This window comes from Rhodococcus sp. NPDC127593 (genome assembly GCF_042671975.1).
Classification (GTDB): Bacteria; Actinomycetota; Actinomycetes; order Mycobacteriales; family Mycobacteriaceae; genus Rhodococcus_F.
Genome location: NZ_JBHXWI010000004.1, coordinates 38970 through 53410 on the forward strand (window position 1 = coordinate 38970; position 14441 = coordinate 53410).

14 protein-coding genes are annotated in these 14441 nt (G+C 67.7%); 5 read left to right on the forward strand and 9 right to left on the reverse strand.

The window, feature by feature from the left end:
* Positions 1–83: 83 nt before the first annotated feature.
* From ACFVJ3_RS04450 to ACFVJ3_RS04480, 7 genes are all read right to left on the reverse strand, one after another.
* Complete coding sequence (locus tag ACFVJ3_RS04450) at positions 84–656, reverse strand: hemerythrin domain-containing protein (protein WP_378450910.1); 573 nt, start codon at positions 654–656, stop codon at positions 84–86.
* Positions 657–754: 98 nt separating this feature from the next.
* Entirely contained in the window at positions 755–1519 is a 765-nt protein-coding gene (locus ACFVJ3_RS04455) for an HpcH/HpaI aldolase/citrate lyase family protein (protein WP_378450911.1), read from the reverse strand.
* Positions 1520–1533: 14 nt separating this feature from the next.
* Positions 1534–2490, reverse strand: a complete 957-nt coding sequence (locus ACFVJ3_RS04460) for an aldo/keto reductase (protein WP_378450912.1) — start codon at positions 2488–2490, stop codon at positions 1534–1536.
* A complete protein-coding gene (locus ACFVJ3_RS04465; protein ID WP_378450913.1) occupies positions 2490–3347 on the reverse strand; it encodes an ATP-binding cassette domain-containing protein in 858 nt (285 codons plus the stop codon). Before ACFVJ3_RS04465 ends, ACFVJ3_RS04460 begins: the two co-directional genes overlap by 1 nt.
* On the reverse strand, positions 3344–4159 hold the full coding sequence (locus tag ACFVJ3_RS04470) for an ABC transporter ATP-binding protein (protein ID WP_378450914.1): 816 nt from the start codon (positions 4157–4159) through the stop codon (positions 3344–3346). Before ACFVJ3_RS04470 ends, ACFVJ3_RS04465 begins: the two co-directional genes overlap by 4 nt.
* Before the next feature lies 1 nt (position 4160).
* Positions 4161–5108: an ABC transporter permease gene (locus ACFVJ3_RS04475; protein ID WP_378450915.1), complete on the reverse strand. Its 948-nt coding sequence runs from the start codon at positions 5106–5108 to the stop codon at positions 4161–4163.
* Complete coding sequence (locus tag ACFVJ3_RS04480) at positions 5105–6151, reverse strand: ABC transporter permease (RefSeq protein WP_378450916.1); 1047 nt, start codon at positions 6149–6151, stop codon at positions 5105–5107. The genes ACFVJ3_RS04475 and ACFVJ3_RS04480 overlap by 4 nt, the downstream gene beginning before the upstream one ends.
* Positions 6152–6440: 289 nt before the next feature.
* Here ACFVJ3_RS04480 and ACFVJ3_RS04485 point away from each other — a divergent pair, with 289 nt between their 5' ends.
* The 5 genes from ACFVJ3_RS04485 (at position 6441) to ACFVJ3_RS04505 (ending at position 13076) form a co-directional block, all read left to right on the forward strand.
* Positions 6441–8015, forward strand: coding sequence for an ABC transporter substrate-binding protein (locus ACFVJ3_RS04485; RefSeq protein ID WP_378450917.1), 1575 nt, complete (start codon positions 6441–6443; stop codon positions 8013–8015).
* A gap of 61 nt (positions 8016–8076) precedes the next feature.
* On the forward strand, positions 8077–9306 hold the full coding sequence (locus ACFVJ3_RS04490) for an exo-alpha-sialidase (protein WP_378450918.1): 1230 nt from the start codon (positions 8077–8079) through the stop codon (positions 9304–9306).
* Entirely contained in the window at positions 9303–9992 is a 690-nt protein-coding gene (locus ACFVJ3_RS04495; RefSeq protein WP_378450919.1) for an SDR family NAD(P)-dependent oxidoreductase, read from the forward strand. The genes ACFVJ3_RS04490 and ACFVJ3_RS04495 overlap by 4 nt, the downstream gene beginning before the upstream one ends.
* A 76-nt stretch (positions 9993–10068) precedes the next feature.
* Positions 10069–12297, forward strand: a complete 2229-nt coding sequence (gene pdxA, locus ACFVJ3_RS04500) for a 4-hydroxythreonine-4-phosphate dehydrogenase PdxA (protein WP_378450920.1) — start codon at positions 10069–10071, stop codon at positions 12295–12297.
* Between the two features lie 11 nt (positions 12298–12308).
* The gene (locus ACFVJ3_RS04505) at positions 12309–13076 is read left to right on the forward strand and encodes a DeoR/GlpR family DNA-binding transcription regulator (protein WP_378450921.1); all 768 of its coding nucleotides are present in this window, start codon (positions 12309–12311) and stop codon (positions 13074–13076) included.
* A gap of 16 nt (positions 13077–13092) precedes the next feature.
* Here the strand turns inward: ACFVJ3_RS04505 and ACFVJ3_RS04510 are convergent, their stop codons facing one another.
* Together ACFVJ3_RS04510 and ACFVJ3_RS04515 are read right to left on the reverse strand one after the other, a co-directional pair.
* A complete protein-coding gene (locus tag ACFVJ3_RS04510) occupies positions 13093–13593 on the reverse strand; it encodes a hypothetical protein (RefSeq protein ID WP_378450922.1) in 501 nt (166 codons plus the stop codon).
* Between the two features lie 53 nt (positions 13594–13646).
* On the reverse strand, positions 13647–14441 hold the full coding sequence (locus tag ACFVJ3_RS04515) for a DUF6390 family protein (protein ID WP_378450923.1): 795 nt from the start codon (positions 14439–14441) through the stop codon (positions 13647–13649).

Consider the following 14441-nt stretch of genomic DNA (forward strand, 5'->3'; position numbering starts at 1 on the left):
CACAGAACCGGTCGGCCCGATGCCGCGGACCCGCCGAACTATAGAACACAGACCGCGCGGTCTGTGATGTGGGGAGTGCGTCGTTACCGGCCCTTCAAACTTCCGATCCGAAGCGACCCCGCGCTGCTGCCCTCGTCGAGTTCCTCCTCGACCTCCCGGACGTACTCCTCCGGATCTTTGTCCGACGTGTCCACATCCCTCGTGGAACGGTGAACGAGGAAGTATTCGGCGAAGCGCCGCCCGAGCGACTCGCGAAGATCCCCCGATGCGCTCCGGAAGTCAGCGAGGCCCTCGCGTTCCTCTTCGGCCATGTGCTCGTCGTTGGCCCGGCGCGTTCGGTCGACTTCCGCCCACCACTCCTCGGAGAGGATGGGGTATCCCGCCGCGGCTCGCACGCCGTAGCGGATGTCGTTGTGGTCCCCGATCGCGTCGAGGGTTTCCTCCTCGGCGTCCTCCTCGCCGACGCGGAGAAGCTGGGGATAGAAGATTTCCTCTTCGGCTGCAGCGTGCAGATCCAGGCGTTTCGCCAACGGTGTCCACACCGCCTCGACGGCAGTGATATCCACCCGGCGGTGAGCCTTCAATTCGTCCAGTGCGGCGAACTGTCGTCGGAACCACTCGTGGTCGGCGAAGATCAACTCGATGATGTCAGGCATGATTCGATCCTTCGTTGCATCAATCAGGCGGCTTCGCCGCCCGTGCGCCTTTTTGGTAGCGCGAACAACCAAAAAGACGCACGAGCCCGGAGGGCCTATCATTCCCCGGTCGCGGCCTCGAGATGTGCGGCAGAGGCCGCCTTGAGATGGGTGAGGTCGGACGCGACGGTCGCGAACGTGTATCCCTCCTCGAGTCGGCGAGCCGCTACTGCACCGTCGGGGGTGTGGATGCCCGCCGCGATGCCTGCCGCTGCGGCAGCTTCACGGACGCGGACCAGGGCTGCCTCGAACTCGTCGTCGACGCTCGGATCGCTCGGGTGCGCACCACCCACGGCGAGGCGCAGGTCCGACGGCCCGACGTAGACCCCGTCGAGTCCGGGGACGGCGCAGATCTCTTCCACGTTCGCCAGCCCCTGCGGCGTCTCGATCATCACGACGACGACCGTGTCGCGGTTGGCATCCGCCGGGGTCGGACCGATCCGCAGTTGTGAGCGCATCGGCCCGTACGAGCGAACGCCGGCAGGCGGGTACGTCGCGGCAGCAACGGCTCGGGCAGCTTCCTCTGCCGTGTTCACCAGCGGAACGATCACTCCCGCCGCGCCGGCGTCGAGTGCCCGGCCGATCGGCGTCGGATCGTTCGACTCGACCCGGATCATGCCGACCGTGGAACCGGAGGCATCGATGGCGGTGAGCCCCGCGACCATGCCGGAGTATCCGATCAGGCCGTGCTGGAGGTCGAGGGCGATGTAGTCCCAGCCGACGTGGGCGAGCCATTCCGTCGACACCGGGCTGTCGATGACGGACCAATAGCCGACGATCCGTTCCCGGCCGCGGAGTCGGGCGGCGAATTCCTGGGCGCTCATGAGGGCGATTTCTCCTAGCGGTTGTAGTTGGGCATGGGTCCGCGCAGGGCGCTGCCCACTTCGTCGCACGCGTCGATCAGTTCGTCGTCGAGTGTGCCCTTCGCGGCAGCGGCGATGTTCGACTGCAGGTGCGCGACCTTGGATCCCCCGAGGAGGATCGGCCCCGCCGCCGGCTTGGACACGAGCCAGCGCAGAGCGAGTTCGGTGAGCGGGATCCCGGCCTTGTCGGCGATCACGGACAACTGGGTGATCGCATCGAAGATCGCGGTGTTCCAGTACCGCTCCTTGTACATCTGCGCCAACCGCGAATCACCGAAGCGGCCGTCGGCCGGCTGGGCGTCGTACGAGTGCCGTCCGGTGAGGAGACCGCCACCGAGCGGGTTGTAGACCATCGTGATCAGTCCGGTGACCGCGGCGAATTCGACGTACTCCTCCTCGATCCGCCGGGCCAGCAGGTTGTAGAGCTGCTGGGCCACGATCGGACGGGGTGCCCCGACGGCGTCGGCCGTGTGGTTCAGCTCGGCGATCTGCCAGGCTGCGAAGTTGGAGATACCGAGGGCGCGGATCTTTCCCTCCGACACGAGTTCGGCGACGGTGGAGAGGGTGTCGGCGAGGGGTGTGGCCCGGTCGGGCTGATGGAGATAGAACAGATCGACGTAGTCGGTGTCCAGTCTCTTCAGGCTCGCCTCGACGCTCGCCCGGAGGCCCGCGGGGGACAGCGGTGAGTTGTCGCCCGCGTCGGGGTGCGGCATCCCTGCCTTGGTGGCGAGGGTGATGCGGTCGCGGCGCGTGCCGAGCAGTCGGGCGAGGATGCGTTCGGACTCTCCGCCGGCGTAGCCGTTGGCGGTGTCGATGTGGGTGATGCCGGCGTCGAGTGCGGCGTCGACCATTGCGGCGGCACCATCGATGTCGACGGTGTCGCCGAACGTCATCGTGCCGAGAACGAGTGAGGTCAGGTCGAGTTCGGGCATCAAGCTACTCCTCGGGATGCGGTTCGGGGAACCTCGGTTGCGCCGGGCGGGCGCGAGACGATGTGACGGGGTTTGATCCCGACCATGGTGGTGGGATCGAGTGCGGCGGCGCGGAGGGCCTGCGTGTACGGCTCGGCGGGGCGTTCGAGAACGTCGGTGGTGTAACCGCTTTCGACCACCCGTCCGCGCGACATGACGATCACGGTGTCGCTGATCTCGCGGACGACGCCCAGGTTGTGGGAGATGAAGACATAGGTCAGACCCGTGTCGTGCTGGATCTCGCGGAGGAGATCCAGCACCTGAGCCTGCACCGACACGTCCAGTGCGCTGGTGGCCTCGTCGCACACGAGGAGTTCCGGTCCGCTCGCCAGGGCCCGGGCGATGCCGATGCGTTGCCGCTGACCGCCGGAGAACTCGGCGGGCCGACGGTGGAGCGCCGTGGTGGGCAGGCCGACCTGATCGATCAGCGCCGCGGCCCTGCGCGCCCGCTCGGACTTGCTCCGGACGCCCTGCAGGCGGAGCGGTTCGCCGACGATGTCGACGGCGGTCAGGTGCGGATCCAGCGATCCGTACGGGTCCTGGAAGACCATCTGCACGCGAGACCGGAAGGGGCGCAGCGCCTTCTCCGACAGCTGTGCGATGTCGACATCGTCCACCAGGATGCGGCCGGACGTCGGGGTGAGCAGTCGGACGATCGCCTTCGCGATGGTCGATTTTCCGCACCCCGACTCACCGACGACGGCGAGCGTCGCACCCTTGTCCACCGAGAAGCTGACGGTGTCGACCGCGCGGAACACACCGTCGGGGACCGGGTATTCGACGACGAGATCTTCGACGGACAGCAGCGGTGCACTCATGTCGACGCTCCTACGGTCGTGGTGTAGTCGCCGAGCCGCGGCACGGCGTCGAGCAGCTTCTGGGTGTAGGCGCTGCGAGGATGGAGAACGAGATCTTCGGCTCCGCCGTTCTCGACGAACCGGCCGTCCTTCATGACGTAGATCCGGTCCGACATCAAGCGGGCGACGCCGAGATCGTGGGTGATGACGAGCATTCCGACGCCGGTGCGCTCCTGCAGTTCGAGCAGCAGGTCGAGGATGCTCGCCTGCACGGTCACGTCGAGGGCGCTGGTGGGTTCGTCGGCGACGATCAGTTCGGGACCCGACGCGAGCGAGCAGGCGATCAGCACACGCTGCAGCATTCCGCCGGACAGCTGGTGCGGATACTTCCCGAGTTGTCCCGCCGGATTTTGGATCCGTACCTGCTCGAGCAGTTCCACGGCCCGCGCGGTTTCCTTCGATTTTCCGGTGATGCCGCTGTGGCGCACCGCCTCCCGAAGCTGGGATCCGATGGTGTGCACTGGGCTCAGTGCGGTCATCGGATCCTGCGGGATCAGGGCGATGTGCCGTCCCCGGACCTTTGCGAGCGCCTTCTTCTGTCCGAGGATGTCGCAGTCCTTGAACCGCACCGCGCCCGAGAGGACGGCGAGGTCGTCGGGCAGGAGGCCGAGGATGCCCATCGCGGTGGTCGATTTACCGGACCCCGACTCGCCGATGATGGTCACGGTTTCGCCGGCGTCGATGCAGAACGACACTCCGTCCACGGCGCGGATGACGCCGCGGGCGGTGATGAGTTCGATCTGCAGTTCGTCGACTCTGAGGAGATTCCCCATGTCAGGCCTCTTCCTTTCGCAACGAGATCCGGTGCAGGAGCCCGCGGCGCTTCTCCGGCGACCTCGCCGGGCGGTCGCGGAGCCCGTCGCCGAGCAGGTTCACGCCGATCACGAGCAGCACGATGACGAGGCCGGGGAGGGTCACGAGCCACCATGAGGTGGTGATGTAGTCCTGGCCGTCGGAGATGATCCGGCCCCAGGTGGCGAAGGGGCGTTGCGGTCCGGCGCCGAGGTAGCTCAGTGCGCTCTCGAGGAGCACGGCCTGCGCGAGCAGCAGCAGGACGACGAGGGAAGCCTGCTTGATGATGTTGGGGACGACGTGGCGCAACAGGATGGCGGTGCGTCCGAGTCCGAGTACTCGGGAAGCCGCCACATACGGCTTCTCGCGTTCGACGAGGACGAGTGAGCGGGTCAGACGGGCTATTTCCGGCCATTGGGCGATGGCGATGACGAACGTGATGACCGGGATCGACGGGCCGAACAGGGCGACGACGAGCAGCAGCATCATGAGGAGTGGCAGCGACAGCTGCGCCTCGATCAGCCTGCTCACGACCGTGTCCGTCCAGCCGCCGAGGTATCCGGCGAGTGCGCCGAGACACAGGCCGATCAGTCCGGACACGACGACCGCGAGTATTCCGATCGTCAGCGACACCTGTCCGCCGTAGAGGACGCGGGAGAGGAGGTCGCGGCCGAGTTGGTCGGTCCCGAAGAGGTGACCGTCCGTCAGCGGTGGCAGGCGTCGCTGGGCGAGGTCGGTGGCGTCCGGAGAGGGCAGGGGAAGCAGTTGCGCCAGTGCGACGGGCGCGATGACGGCGAGGGCGCAGATGGTGCCCACCCAGATCTTCACGCGGCTGTCGCGGGCGCGTCGGGTGGCACCGGCCCGGGCGATGTCCCGGGTGGTGACGGCGCTCGGCCGCTCCTGTGCCGGCGGATCGATGACGGTGGTCATTTATTCGTTCCCTTTCCGAGTCGGACGCGCGGGTCGAGGAGCGGATAGCAGAGGTCGACGAGAAGCTGGACGAGGACGGCGAGCACCGCGGTCACCAGGACGGTGGCCTGGATGAGGGGGTAGTCCCTCGTCTCGAGTGCCCGCACGACCAGCGATCCCACGCCGGGCCACGCGAAGACGACCTCGACCACGACGACGCCGTTGAGCATGGACGCGAACCGGGTACCGAGAGCGGTCAGCACCGGGATCGCGGAATTCCGCAGGGCGTACCGCCAGATGAGTTCACGCTCCGGGACGCCCCGCGAGCGGGCCACGGTCATGTACGGCGAGGAGAACGCGCCGACCATCTCGCGGCGGACCATGCGGGAGATCAGGGCGATCTGCAGGACGGCCACGGTCACGGTGGGCAGCACCAGGCTGGACCAGGTCGTGAATCCGGCCGCGGGGAAAATGGGGATCAGGACCGCGAACACGGTGATGAGCATCAGTCCGGTCCAGAAGTCGGGCATGGACTGGCCGGCGATCGTGACGACGTTGGCCCCGAGTTCGCGCCTCGTGTCGGCGCGGCGCGCCATCCACACGCCCAGCGGGATGGCTACCAGCGTGGTGAGCACGATCGCCGCGACGGACAGGGTGATCGTGTAGGGCAGCCGGGCGAGGACGACGTCGAAGGCGGGTGCCTGGAACGAGTACGAGGTGCCGAGGTCGAGGTGGATCAGGCCCCGGAGGTACAGCAGGTACTGGGTGAACACGGACTGGTCGAGGCCCATGTCCGCTCTGATCCGGGCGAGGTCCTCGGTGCTGGCCAGCGGCCCGGCCATCGAGTAGGCGGGGTCGCCGGGCGCCATCCGGATGAGGACGAACACGGTGGTCAGGGTCAGGAAGACGGCCAGCGCGCTCTGTCCGAGGCGTTTTGCGACGTAGCGGGGCATGGCCGCCGTCAGCACCCTCGGGACACGGGAGGTCGGGGTCCGGCGGGGAGCCGGTGATGCCGAGCCGGTGGGCTGGGCCGCAAATGCCGTGTCGGCGGCGTGCTGCGTCATGGGGTCACCGGCCGTTCGGGGTCTGCGTGAGGGGTCATCGTCGACCTTTCGATAACGCCGGCGATGGAGGTGTCGACACCGCGGCGTGTCGGGTACAGCAGCTTCGTTTGTAACTCAGCTCACAATCGCACTAATGCGCGTTGTGCGCAAGTCTTTGTTGCCATCTTGCGCATCTCAAGCAACTCTGAGTAGAGTTCGGATGTGCCGGCGATCACACCGCCTGGTGGGCAACCACCTCGCGCCGTGCCTGATCGCTGCGCCCCACACCCATAGTCCCGAGAGGTCGACGATGACCAATTCTCTTTTCGAACAGCGTTTTTCGAGGAGAACGCTGCTCAGGTCGGGTCTTCTGCTCGGCGCCGGCCTCACGCTCGGATCCGCGGCAGGATGCGCGACACCGACCGGAACGCCCGGACCGAAGACCGTGAGCCTGGCCCTCAACCGTTCGCTCGTGAGCCTCGACAACAAGCTGAACCAGTTCGATGCCGCGCTGACGGTGCAGCGGGGAGTGCGTCAGGCGCTCACCGAGATCGACCGGGACCTGCGACCCCAGCTGGTTCTGGCCGACCGGTTCGAACTCGTCGCACCCACCCAGTGGTACGTGCACCTGCGGCCCGGCATCCGCTATTCGGACGGCACCCCGGTGCAGGTGCAGGACGTCGCGACGGCCCTGCAGATGTACAGCCAGGTCGACGGCTCCTTCGTCGGCGGCTTCTTCCCCGAGTGGCCCACGGTCGAGCAGATCGACGACACCAGCTTCACCCTGAACACCGAGCGACCCGTCCCGGTCCTCGACTACCTCATGTCGAACATCCTCATCACCCCGGCGGCCGCAAACGTGCCGGAGGAACTGCAGTCCGGCGTGGGGACCGGACCGTACGTCGTGACGGAAAGCGACCGTGGCACCGGAAACTACACCCTGGTCCGCAACGAGAACTACTGGGGAACACCGGCACTGATCGAATCGGTGCGTGTCCGCTTCGTCCCGGACGAGTCGAACCGCGTCGTGACGTTGCGGAGCGGCGAGGTCGACGTGATCGACTCCATCACCCCGGATGCGGCCGACCAGCTCGCCGGACTGTCGGGCGTCTCGATCGACCGGATCGACGGCGTCCGGCTCAATCAGCTCTTCTTCAATTTCCGGAAACCGCAGGGTCACCCGCTGGCCGACGCGCGGGTACGCCGGGCGCTGACGTACGCGATCGACGGACGGGCCCTTGTCGACCAGGTCCTGCAGGGCTCCGCCACCCAATCGCGCGGCGTCATACCCCTCACCCTCGACGGTGCCGTCGAGACCGGCGAGTACACCTACGACCCGGCCCGCGCCCGCGGCGAACTCGACGCTCTCGGTGTTCGCGATCTGGAGTTGAAGATCATTTGGGAGACAGGCGAGTTCGCGGCCGACACCGACATCATGGAGTCGGTGCTGCAGATGCTGTCCGCGGTCGGCGTGCGAACCACGCTCCAGCAGTTCGAACCCGGCGGCGACATCTCACAGTGGCGGCAGGGCAAGGTCGGTGACTGGGACGTGCTGGGCAACGGCTTCCCGAGCCCGACCGGTCTGGCCCTCACCATCATGCAGGGCATGTACGCCGGCACCGCGGAGAAGGAAGCGACCCGGGACACCTACCACGGGTACATCTTTCCCGACATCACCCGGACCATCACCCAGGCTTCCGAGGAGGCCGACGCCGTCCGGCGCGCCGAACTCCTCGCGGACGCGCAACGCCGGATCTGGGACACGTGCCCGTGCCTGTGGGCGTTCGTTCCGAAGGCGGTCCTCGCGCGCCGCTCGCGGATCGACGGTGTCGCGCTGCGCCCCACGAACTCCTACGACCTCGGTGTCGCGGCGCTGCGTGCCTAGACGTGATGCGACCGCCGCCATCGACAACTCGCCCGCCACTATCCACGCACTGGAGACGCAGATGACAACACCGAGTTCCGCAACCGATACCGGACCCACCGACGGCGTCGTACGTGAAGTCGCCGAGGCGGGTCGACGCGACGCTCTGCTTCCCGCACCGCAGGTGCAGAACCACGCAGCGAATCTCACCGTCCTGCCCGACAGATCCCTCGGTTGCGTGTGGTTCGCGGGCACCCAGGAGGGCGTGCCGGACATCAGCGTCTGGTTCTCCCGGCTCGCCCCGGCGGCGGACGCGTGGTTTGAGCCGGTGCAGCTGTCCGACGATCCGACGCGGTCGGAGCAGAATCCTGTTCTCTACGTGACGAACACGGGAAGCGTGTGGTTGTTGTGGACGTCCCAGCACGCCGGCAACCAGGACACCGCGCGTGTCATGCGACGCATCTCCGCCGATGGCGGCCGAACGTGGGGCGAGGCGCACACCCTCCTGCCGGAGACCGACGCCGGAGGTGTGTTCGTCCGACAGCCGGTGGTCGCACTCCCGACCGGGCGGCTCCTGCTCCCCGTGTTCCACTGTGTCCGTATCGAGGGCCGCAAGTGGGTCGGCGATCGCGACTACAGCAGCGTGATGATCTCCGACGATCACGGCGATTCCTGGCGTGAGGTGGTCGTACCGGGCAGCGTCGGCTGCGTGCACATGAACATCGGCCGCCTCGCCGACGGCACCCTCGTGGCCCTCTACCGCAGCCGCTGGGCGGACTCGATCTATCGCAGCACCTCGGGCGACGACGGCGATACCTGGACCGAGCCGGAGGCCACCGAGCTTCCCAACAACAACTCGTCCATCCAGTTCGTCGTGCTTCCGGACGACCGTCTCGCCCTGGTGTTCAACGAGTCCAGCGCAGCGAATGCCACCGCGCGGCGGACGTCCCTGTACGACGAGATCGACGACGACGGCCTGGCCGACGGAGTGCCCGAACCGGCAGTTGCTGGGCCGGAGCCGCTCGACGACGGCGACAGCCGCAGCGCGTTCTGGGGTGCGCCCCGCGCACCGATGACGCTGGCGATGTCCGAGGACGGTGGCCGGACGTGGCCGGTTCGCCGCGACATCGAGATCGGCGACGGGTACTGCCTGTCCAACAATTCTCGCGATGGACTGAACCGCGAATACTCGTACCCGAGCATCGCCGCCGGGAGCGACGGCGTCCTGCACGTCGCGTTCACCCGGTTCCGGCAGGCGATCGAGTACGTCGAGCTCGATCAGGGCTGGGTTGCCGACGGGAGCCGGTCGTGACGCACGGCGACTCGAAGCGGGCCGTCGTGACCGGGGTCAGCTCCGGCATCGGCGCTGCCACCGCGCGGCAGCTTCTGAGCGACGGGTGGTCGGTCACAGGATTCAGCCGACGAGACCCCGGCATCGACGACGACCGATTCTCCTGGACGGCCGTCGACCTCGGCGACCTCGACGCACTGTCGGAGCACGCGGCCGCGGCCGGTTCGGTGGACGCCGTCGTGCACGCCGCCGGCCTGCAATCCTCCGCGCCCCTCGGGAAGCTACAGGTCGACGACGGCCTGACGATGTGGCGGATTCACGTCGCGGCCGCGGAGGTTCTCGTCAATGCACTCGCTCCGTCGATGCGCGACGGCGGCCGGGTGGTCCTGGTCGGCAGCCGCACGATGTCGGGAGCGGCGGGCAAGAGTCAGTACGTCGCCACCAAGTCGGCGCTCGTGGGGATGTCGCGGTCCTGGGCCGCGGAGTTGGTGGACCGGGCGATCACGGTCAACGTGGTCGCCCCGGGTCCGACGGACACTCCGATGCTGAACGATCCGGCACGCACGTCGACGCCTCCGCGAGTTCCGCCGCTCGGGCGCTTCATCACCCCGGACGAGGTGGCGGGGCTGATCGGATTCCTGCTTGGCCCGTACGGCGGGAGCATCACGGGTCAGGCGATCGTGCAGTGCGCGGGGGCCTCGCTGTGAACACTATGCGCGAAATGCGCATTACTGCTACCATAAAGTGCACGAAACACGCAGACATTCGGGCAAAGGCGGCATCATGAGACCGAAACCGATCGGATCCCATCCGACCGTCGCGGTCTTCGCCGACGACCTGTCCGGAGCGGCCGAAGTGGCGAGCGCGTTCCTCGGTCGGAGCGCGCCCGTGTCGCTCCTTCTCGGTGCCGCCGAAACGCACGAACCGGGCGCAGTCGTCATCGCGGATCTCGACACCCGATCGATGACTCCAGGCGACGCAGCCCGCACGGTGCGACACGCGATCACTCGAGTTCCGTCCGACGCGCTCGTGGTGAAGAAGATCGACTCACTCCTGCGCGGCAACATCGGCGCCGAGGTGGGAATCCTCACCGACGGCGGTCCGGTGGTCGTCGCAGCAGGCCTGCCCGCACTCGACCGGACGGTGCGGGGCGGCGTGGTGCACATCGGAGCGACGCCGCTGCACGAGGCCGGGGTGTGGTCGGCGGAATCCGCGGCGCCGCCGGCGTCGATCGCCGAACTCTTTCCGGGCATCCTCACTCGGTGCGTGCACCGCGGTCCCGGTATCGACGAGTCGCTCACCCGCGCGGCGTCAGCCGGCGCCATCGCGATCTGCGACGTCGAGACCGACGAGGATCTCGACTCGATCGTCCACGCCTGCCGGGCAATCCCCGGAGTGCGACTGATCGGGACGTCCGCTCTCGCGGCGGCGGTTGCGCGGACGCTGCCACTCCGGCACGCCCCCACCACTGAGGCCGGGCAGGCGGAATCCGTCCTGATCGTCGTCGGGACCGCAGAACCCGTTGCCGTACAACAGGTCGCGTCGCTGGTCGCAGACGGTGTCCGGCACGTTCCGGTCGACGCGACGGACCTTCTCCGAGGCCAGGTGGACACGACACGACTCCGGCTCGCTCTCGACGACGGCCACGCTGTCGTGACTGTCACCGGGGACGTGGATCCGTCGAACGCGCGGACGTTGTCGGCGGCACTCGGCCGACTGGTCGCCGCCCCGCAGAACGACCGCAGACCCGACCTCGTGCTCACCGGCGGGGAGACGGCGCGGGCCGTCGTCGACGCACTGGGAATCACGTCGCTCCGGCCGGTCCACGAAGTGCACCACGGCGCCGTCGTCTCCCTGGCGTCCGACGGACGGAGAGTCGTCACGAGGCCCGGCAGCTTCGGCGACACGAGCAGTCTCTCCGCGATCGCGGCCTACCTGCGCGGCGACCAGCCGCCCACCCATACTCCCACACAGCGAGGACCTCACATGAGTGCGTCAACTGATACCGCGAACCTGCCCATCGTCGCCGTCACCATGGGCGACGGCGCCGGAATCGGCCCCGAGGTGATCGTCCCCGCCCTGCTGGACGAGGCCACCCGGTCCTGGTGCAAGCCCGTCGTCATCGGCGACGCGAAGCGGCTGCGTCTCGCGGCGAGTGTGCTCGGCATCGACGTCGACATCGTGACCGTCGAATCGATCGCGGACGCGCAGTCGGTGCCCGGGCGCGTCAACGTCATCGATCTCGACCTCCTGCCCGACGACCTGGCGTGGGGCGAACTGTCCCCGGTCGCCGGTCACGCCGCGTACGAATACATCCGCGTCGCCAGCGAGCTCGCCGTGCGCGGGGAGGTGCAGGCCATCTGCACGGCCCCGCTCAACAAGGAGGCCCTGCACGCCGCCGGCCACATCTTCCCGGGGCACACGGAACTTCTCGCGCACCTCACCGGCACCGAGGAAGTGTCCATGATGCTGTCGACGCCGAAGCTGAAGGTGATCCACGTGACCACCCACATCGGCCTGCTCGACGCCGTCGCGAAAATCGAACCCGGACTCGTCGAGCGGACGATCCGGCGTGGGCACGAGGCGCTGGTGCGCTCCGGAATCCCGGAACCGAAGATCGGGGTTTGTGGCATCAACCCGCACGCCGGCGAACACGGGCTGTTCGGCTACGGAGAAGAAGAGCAGAAGATCATCCCCGCGGTCGAGGTGCTGAAGGCGGACGGTATCGACGTGCACGGTCCCTTGCCTGCGGATACCGCATTCTTCCTCGCGGGACGCGGCGACTACGACCTCATCGTGGCGATGTATCACGACCAGGGGCACGGGCCGGTGAAGGTCCTCGGCATCGAGGCGGGGGTCAACATCACGGTGGGACTGCCCGTCATCCGGACCTCCGTCGACCACGGCACCGCCTTCGACATTGCAGGTAAGGGTATTGCGGAGGCCGGTAGTATGGTCGAAGCTCTTCGTCAGGCTGCCGAATTGGCAACCAGCACAGCGGTTGTGAAGTAGGGGGACGAAACATGGCGGTTCGCGAGTCGGAAGCACGCCGATCCGAGATCGTGCGGCTGGCCCGATCGAGCGGGTTGGCCAGTGTCGACGACCTGTCGGCGCAGTTCGGTGTCACCGCCTCCACCATCCGGCGGGACCTGAGCCAGCTCACGTCCCAGGGTCTGATCGCCCGGACCTACGGTGGCGCGATCGCGCTCGACCCCCAGCAGGAATCGTCACTCCGTCAGCGCGCTCTCGAGGGGTTCGACGCGAAGCGTGCGATCGCGGAGTGGGCCGCGAACCAGGTCCGGCCGGGCGAGACCATCCTCCTCGACGCGGGCACGACCGTGGGTGCGATGGGGGAGTTTCTGCGCGAGATCGACGACATCACCGTCATCGCGGCCGGCCTGACCGCCCTCGAATCGCTCGCCGACGCGGACTCCGTGCGGGTCGAGTGCATCGGCGGAACACTCCGCCACCTCAGTCAGGGGTTCGTCGGACCGTTGGCCGAGGCCACGCTCCAACGCGTCACGTTCGATCGCGCGTTTCTCGGCGCGGACGCCGTCACCGCAGACCTGGGGATCTGTGAGGCAGAACTGGAGCAGACGCGCCTCAAGGAGATCATGATCGCCCGCGCCGACGAGGTGTACGTGCTCGCGCACGCGGCGAAGCTCGGGCAACGCCCCTTCCATGCCTGGGCGCCGATCCCCCCGGGAACCACGATCGTCACCGACGACTCGGCCGACCCCGGGGAGACGGCGTCTTTCGAAGCCGCGGGGATGCGCGTCGTGCGCGTCTGACGCAGGACGACGTGGCTCAGCGCTTGTCCTTCTTCGCTTGCCGTCGTGCGCCTGCGGCGATGGTGGATGCTTCGAACTTCTTGCGGCCGGAGGATTTCCGGGTGGCGTCGACGCGCGCCTTGCCGGACGAGGCGACCTTGCCGTCACTGTCGCCGAGTTCGCTGAAGGAGGGGGAGTCGCTGCGGGCGCGGGCGAGTCGTTCGTCCTTCAAGTCCTGAGCGCTGGCGCGTGCCGCCGTCGCCAACTGGCGGCTCACCCGGCTGAGTGCTGCTTCGAAGACTTCTGCCTTGTCGGCGTTGCGTACGTTGGCCGCCTTACCGGCCCCACGCGCACCCTTGTCCTCGACCTTCGCTGCGCCTTCCTGGCGGTACAGCTTGACGTGCTTGTTGCGGGCGCGGCGAACACGGGTGTGCAGTTTGATCAGCTTGTCCTCGTCCAAGCCGGCCATCTGTGCCTTCTTGGTCTCGCGGATCAGCACGAACTCGTCCTCGGGAAGGGAGTTCAGAATCTTCTTCATATCGGCATCTTCTTCATGTCGGCTCCGATCCGGCCACAGGCCGTGAGTTGTAGTCATGGTAGCTGGGAAACGTGTGCATCGGTCCGTTTCGGTGAGGTCGGGGACACCTCCCGGGCGAGCCGCTGATTGGTCTGTGCAAGTTGCCATTCCGTCTGCCCGCGTAACCTGCCGACCTGCTCCGCGTCGAGGCGGTCGCACACGAAGTCCCAGTGCACCGCCACCTGGTCGCCCACGGTGAGGTCGTTCACGAAAGCCCCCTCGGGCACGCGGTAGTCGGCCGGGTCGTCCTGCTCGCGCCCGAGGGACAGCCGGGTGCCGTCCCACGACAAGCGGTGGGATCGGACGACGGCACGATCGGCGTCGATGCCGACCACCTGACCCCAGCGGATGCGGCACGAGTCGAGAACCTGCAGCGGCTGTGGCATTCCGGTACCCAGCAGTCGCGACCACGGATACACGCCGAACACGTGAAAGTTGTGGGTCGGCGCCGCCTCCTCGAGCAGGTCCTCGGTGAGGTGCTTCCAGTAGTGGCCGGCCTGCGGCGCCAGGCGGGCCAGCAAGGCGGCCCCGAACTCGGCGAGGTCGATGTGGTCGGAGAGTTCGTCCGACGTCCAGTAGGCTCGAACAACCCTCTCGTCCAAGGGGTCCGGGATTCCGGCGAGCCGGGCGATCACCTCCTGGTACGGCCAGGCGCCGCTGAACTGCTTCGCCAGCGCCACCACATCGGTCTCCGGCGCCCCACCGCACGCGACCGCCTGCAGTCGCTCCGAACCGGGAGGACCGCAGTAGCCCAGGGCATTCGGGGCGTGCGCATACTGCGCGAACACGCGGTGCCCGGGAGGGGTCAC

Excerpts from the sequence above, each read along its gene's own strand:
- ACFVJ3_RS04455 (WP_378450911.1), bottom strand. The coding sequence starts at position 1,519 with ATGAGCGCCCAGGAATTCGCCGCCCGACTCCGCGGCCGGGAACGGATC.
- ACFVJ3_RS04470 (WP_378450914.1), bottom strand. The coding sequence starts at position 4,159 with ATGGGGAATCTCCTCAGAGTCGACGAACTGCAGATCGAACTCATCACC.
- ACFVJ3_RS04450 (WP_378450910.1), bottom strand. The coding sequence starts at position 656 with ATGCCTGACATCATCGAGTTGATCTTCGCCGACCACGAGTGGTTCCGA.
- ACFVJ3_RS04505 (WP_378450921.1), top strand. The coding sequence starts at position 12,309 with ATGGCGGTTCGCGAGTCGGAAGCACGCCGATCCGAGATCGTGCGGCTG.
- ACFVJ3_RS04465 (WP_378450913.1), bottom strand. The coding sequence starts at position 3,347 with ATGAGTGCACCGCTGCTGTCCGTCGAAGATCTCGTCGTCGAATACCCG.
- ACFVJ3_RS04460 (WP_378450912.1), bottom strand. The coding sequence starts at position 2,490 with ATGCCCGAACTCGACCTGACCTCACTCGTTCTCGGCACGATGACGTTC.
- ACFVJ3_RS04490 (WP_378450918.1), top strand. The coding sequence starts at position 8,077 with ATGACAACACCGAGTTCCGCAACCGATACCGGACCCACCGACGGCGTC.
- pdxA (WP_378450920.1), top strand. The coding sequence starts at position 10,069 with ATGAGACCGAAACCGATCGGATCCCATCCGACCGTCGCGGTCTTCGCC.
- ACFVJ3_RS04475 (WP_378450915.1), bottom strand. The coding sequence starts at position 5,108 with ATGACCACCGTCATCGATCCGCCGGCACAGGAGCGGCCGAGCGCCGTC.
- ACFVJ3_RS04485 (WP_378450917.1), top strand. The coding sequence starts at position 6,441 with ATGACCAATTCTCTTTTCGAACAGCGTTTTTCGAGGAGAACGCTGCTC.
- ACFVJ3_RS04480 (WP_378450916.1), bottom strand. The coding sequence starts at position 6,151 with ATGACGCAGCACGCCGCCGACACGGCATTTGCGGCCCAGCCCACCGGC.
- ACFVJ3_RS04510 (WP_378450922.1), bottom strand. The coding sequence starts at position 13,593 with ATGAAGAAGATTCTGAACTCCCTTCCCGAGGACGAGTTCGTGCTGATC.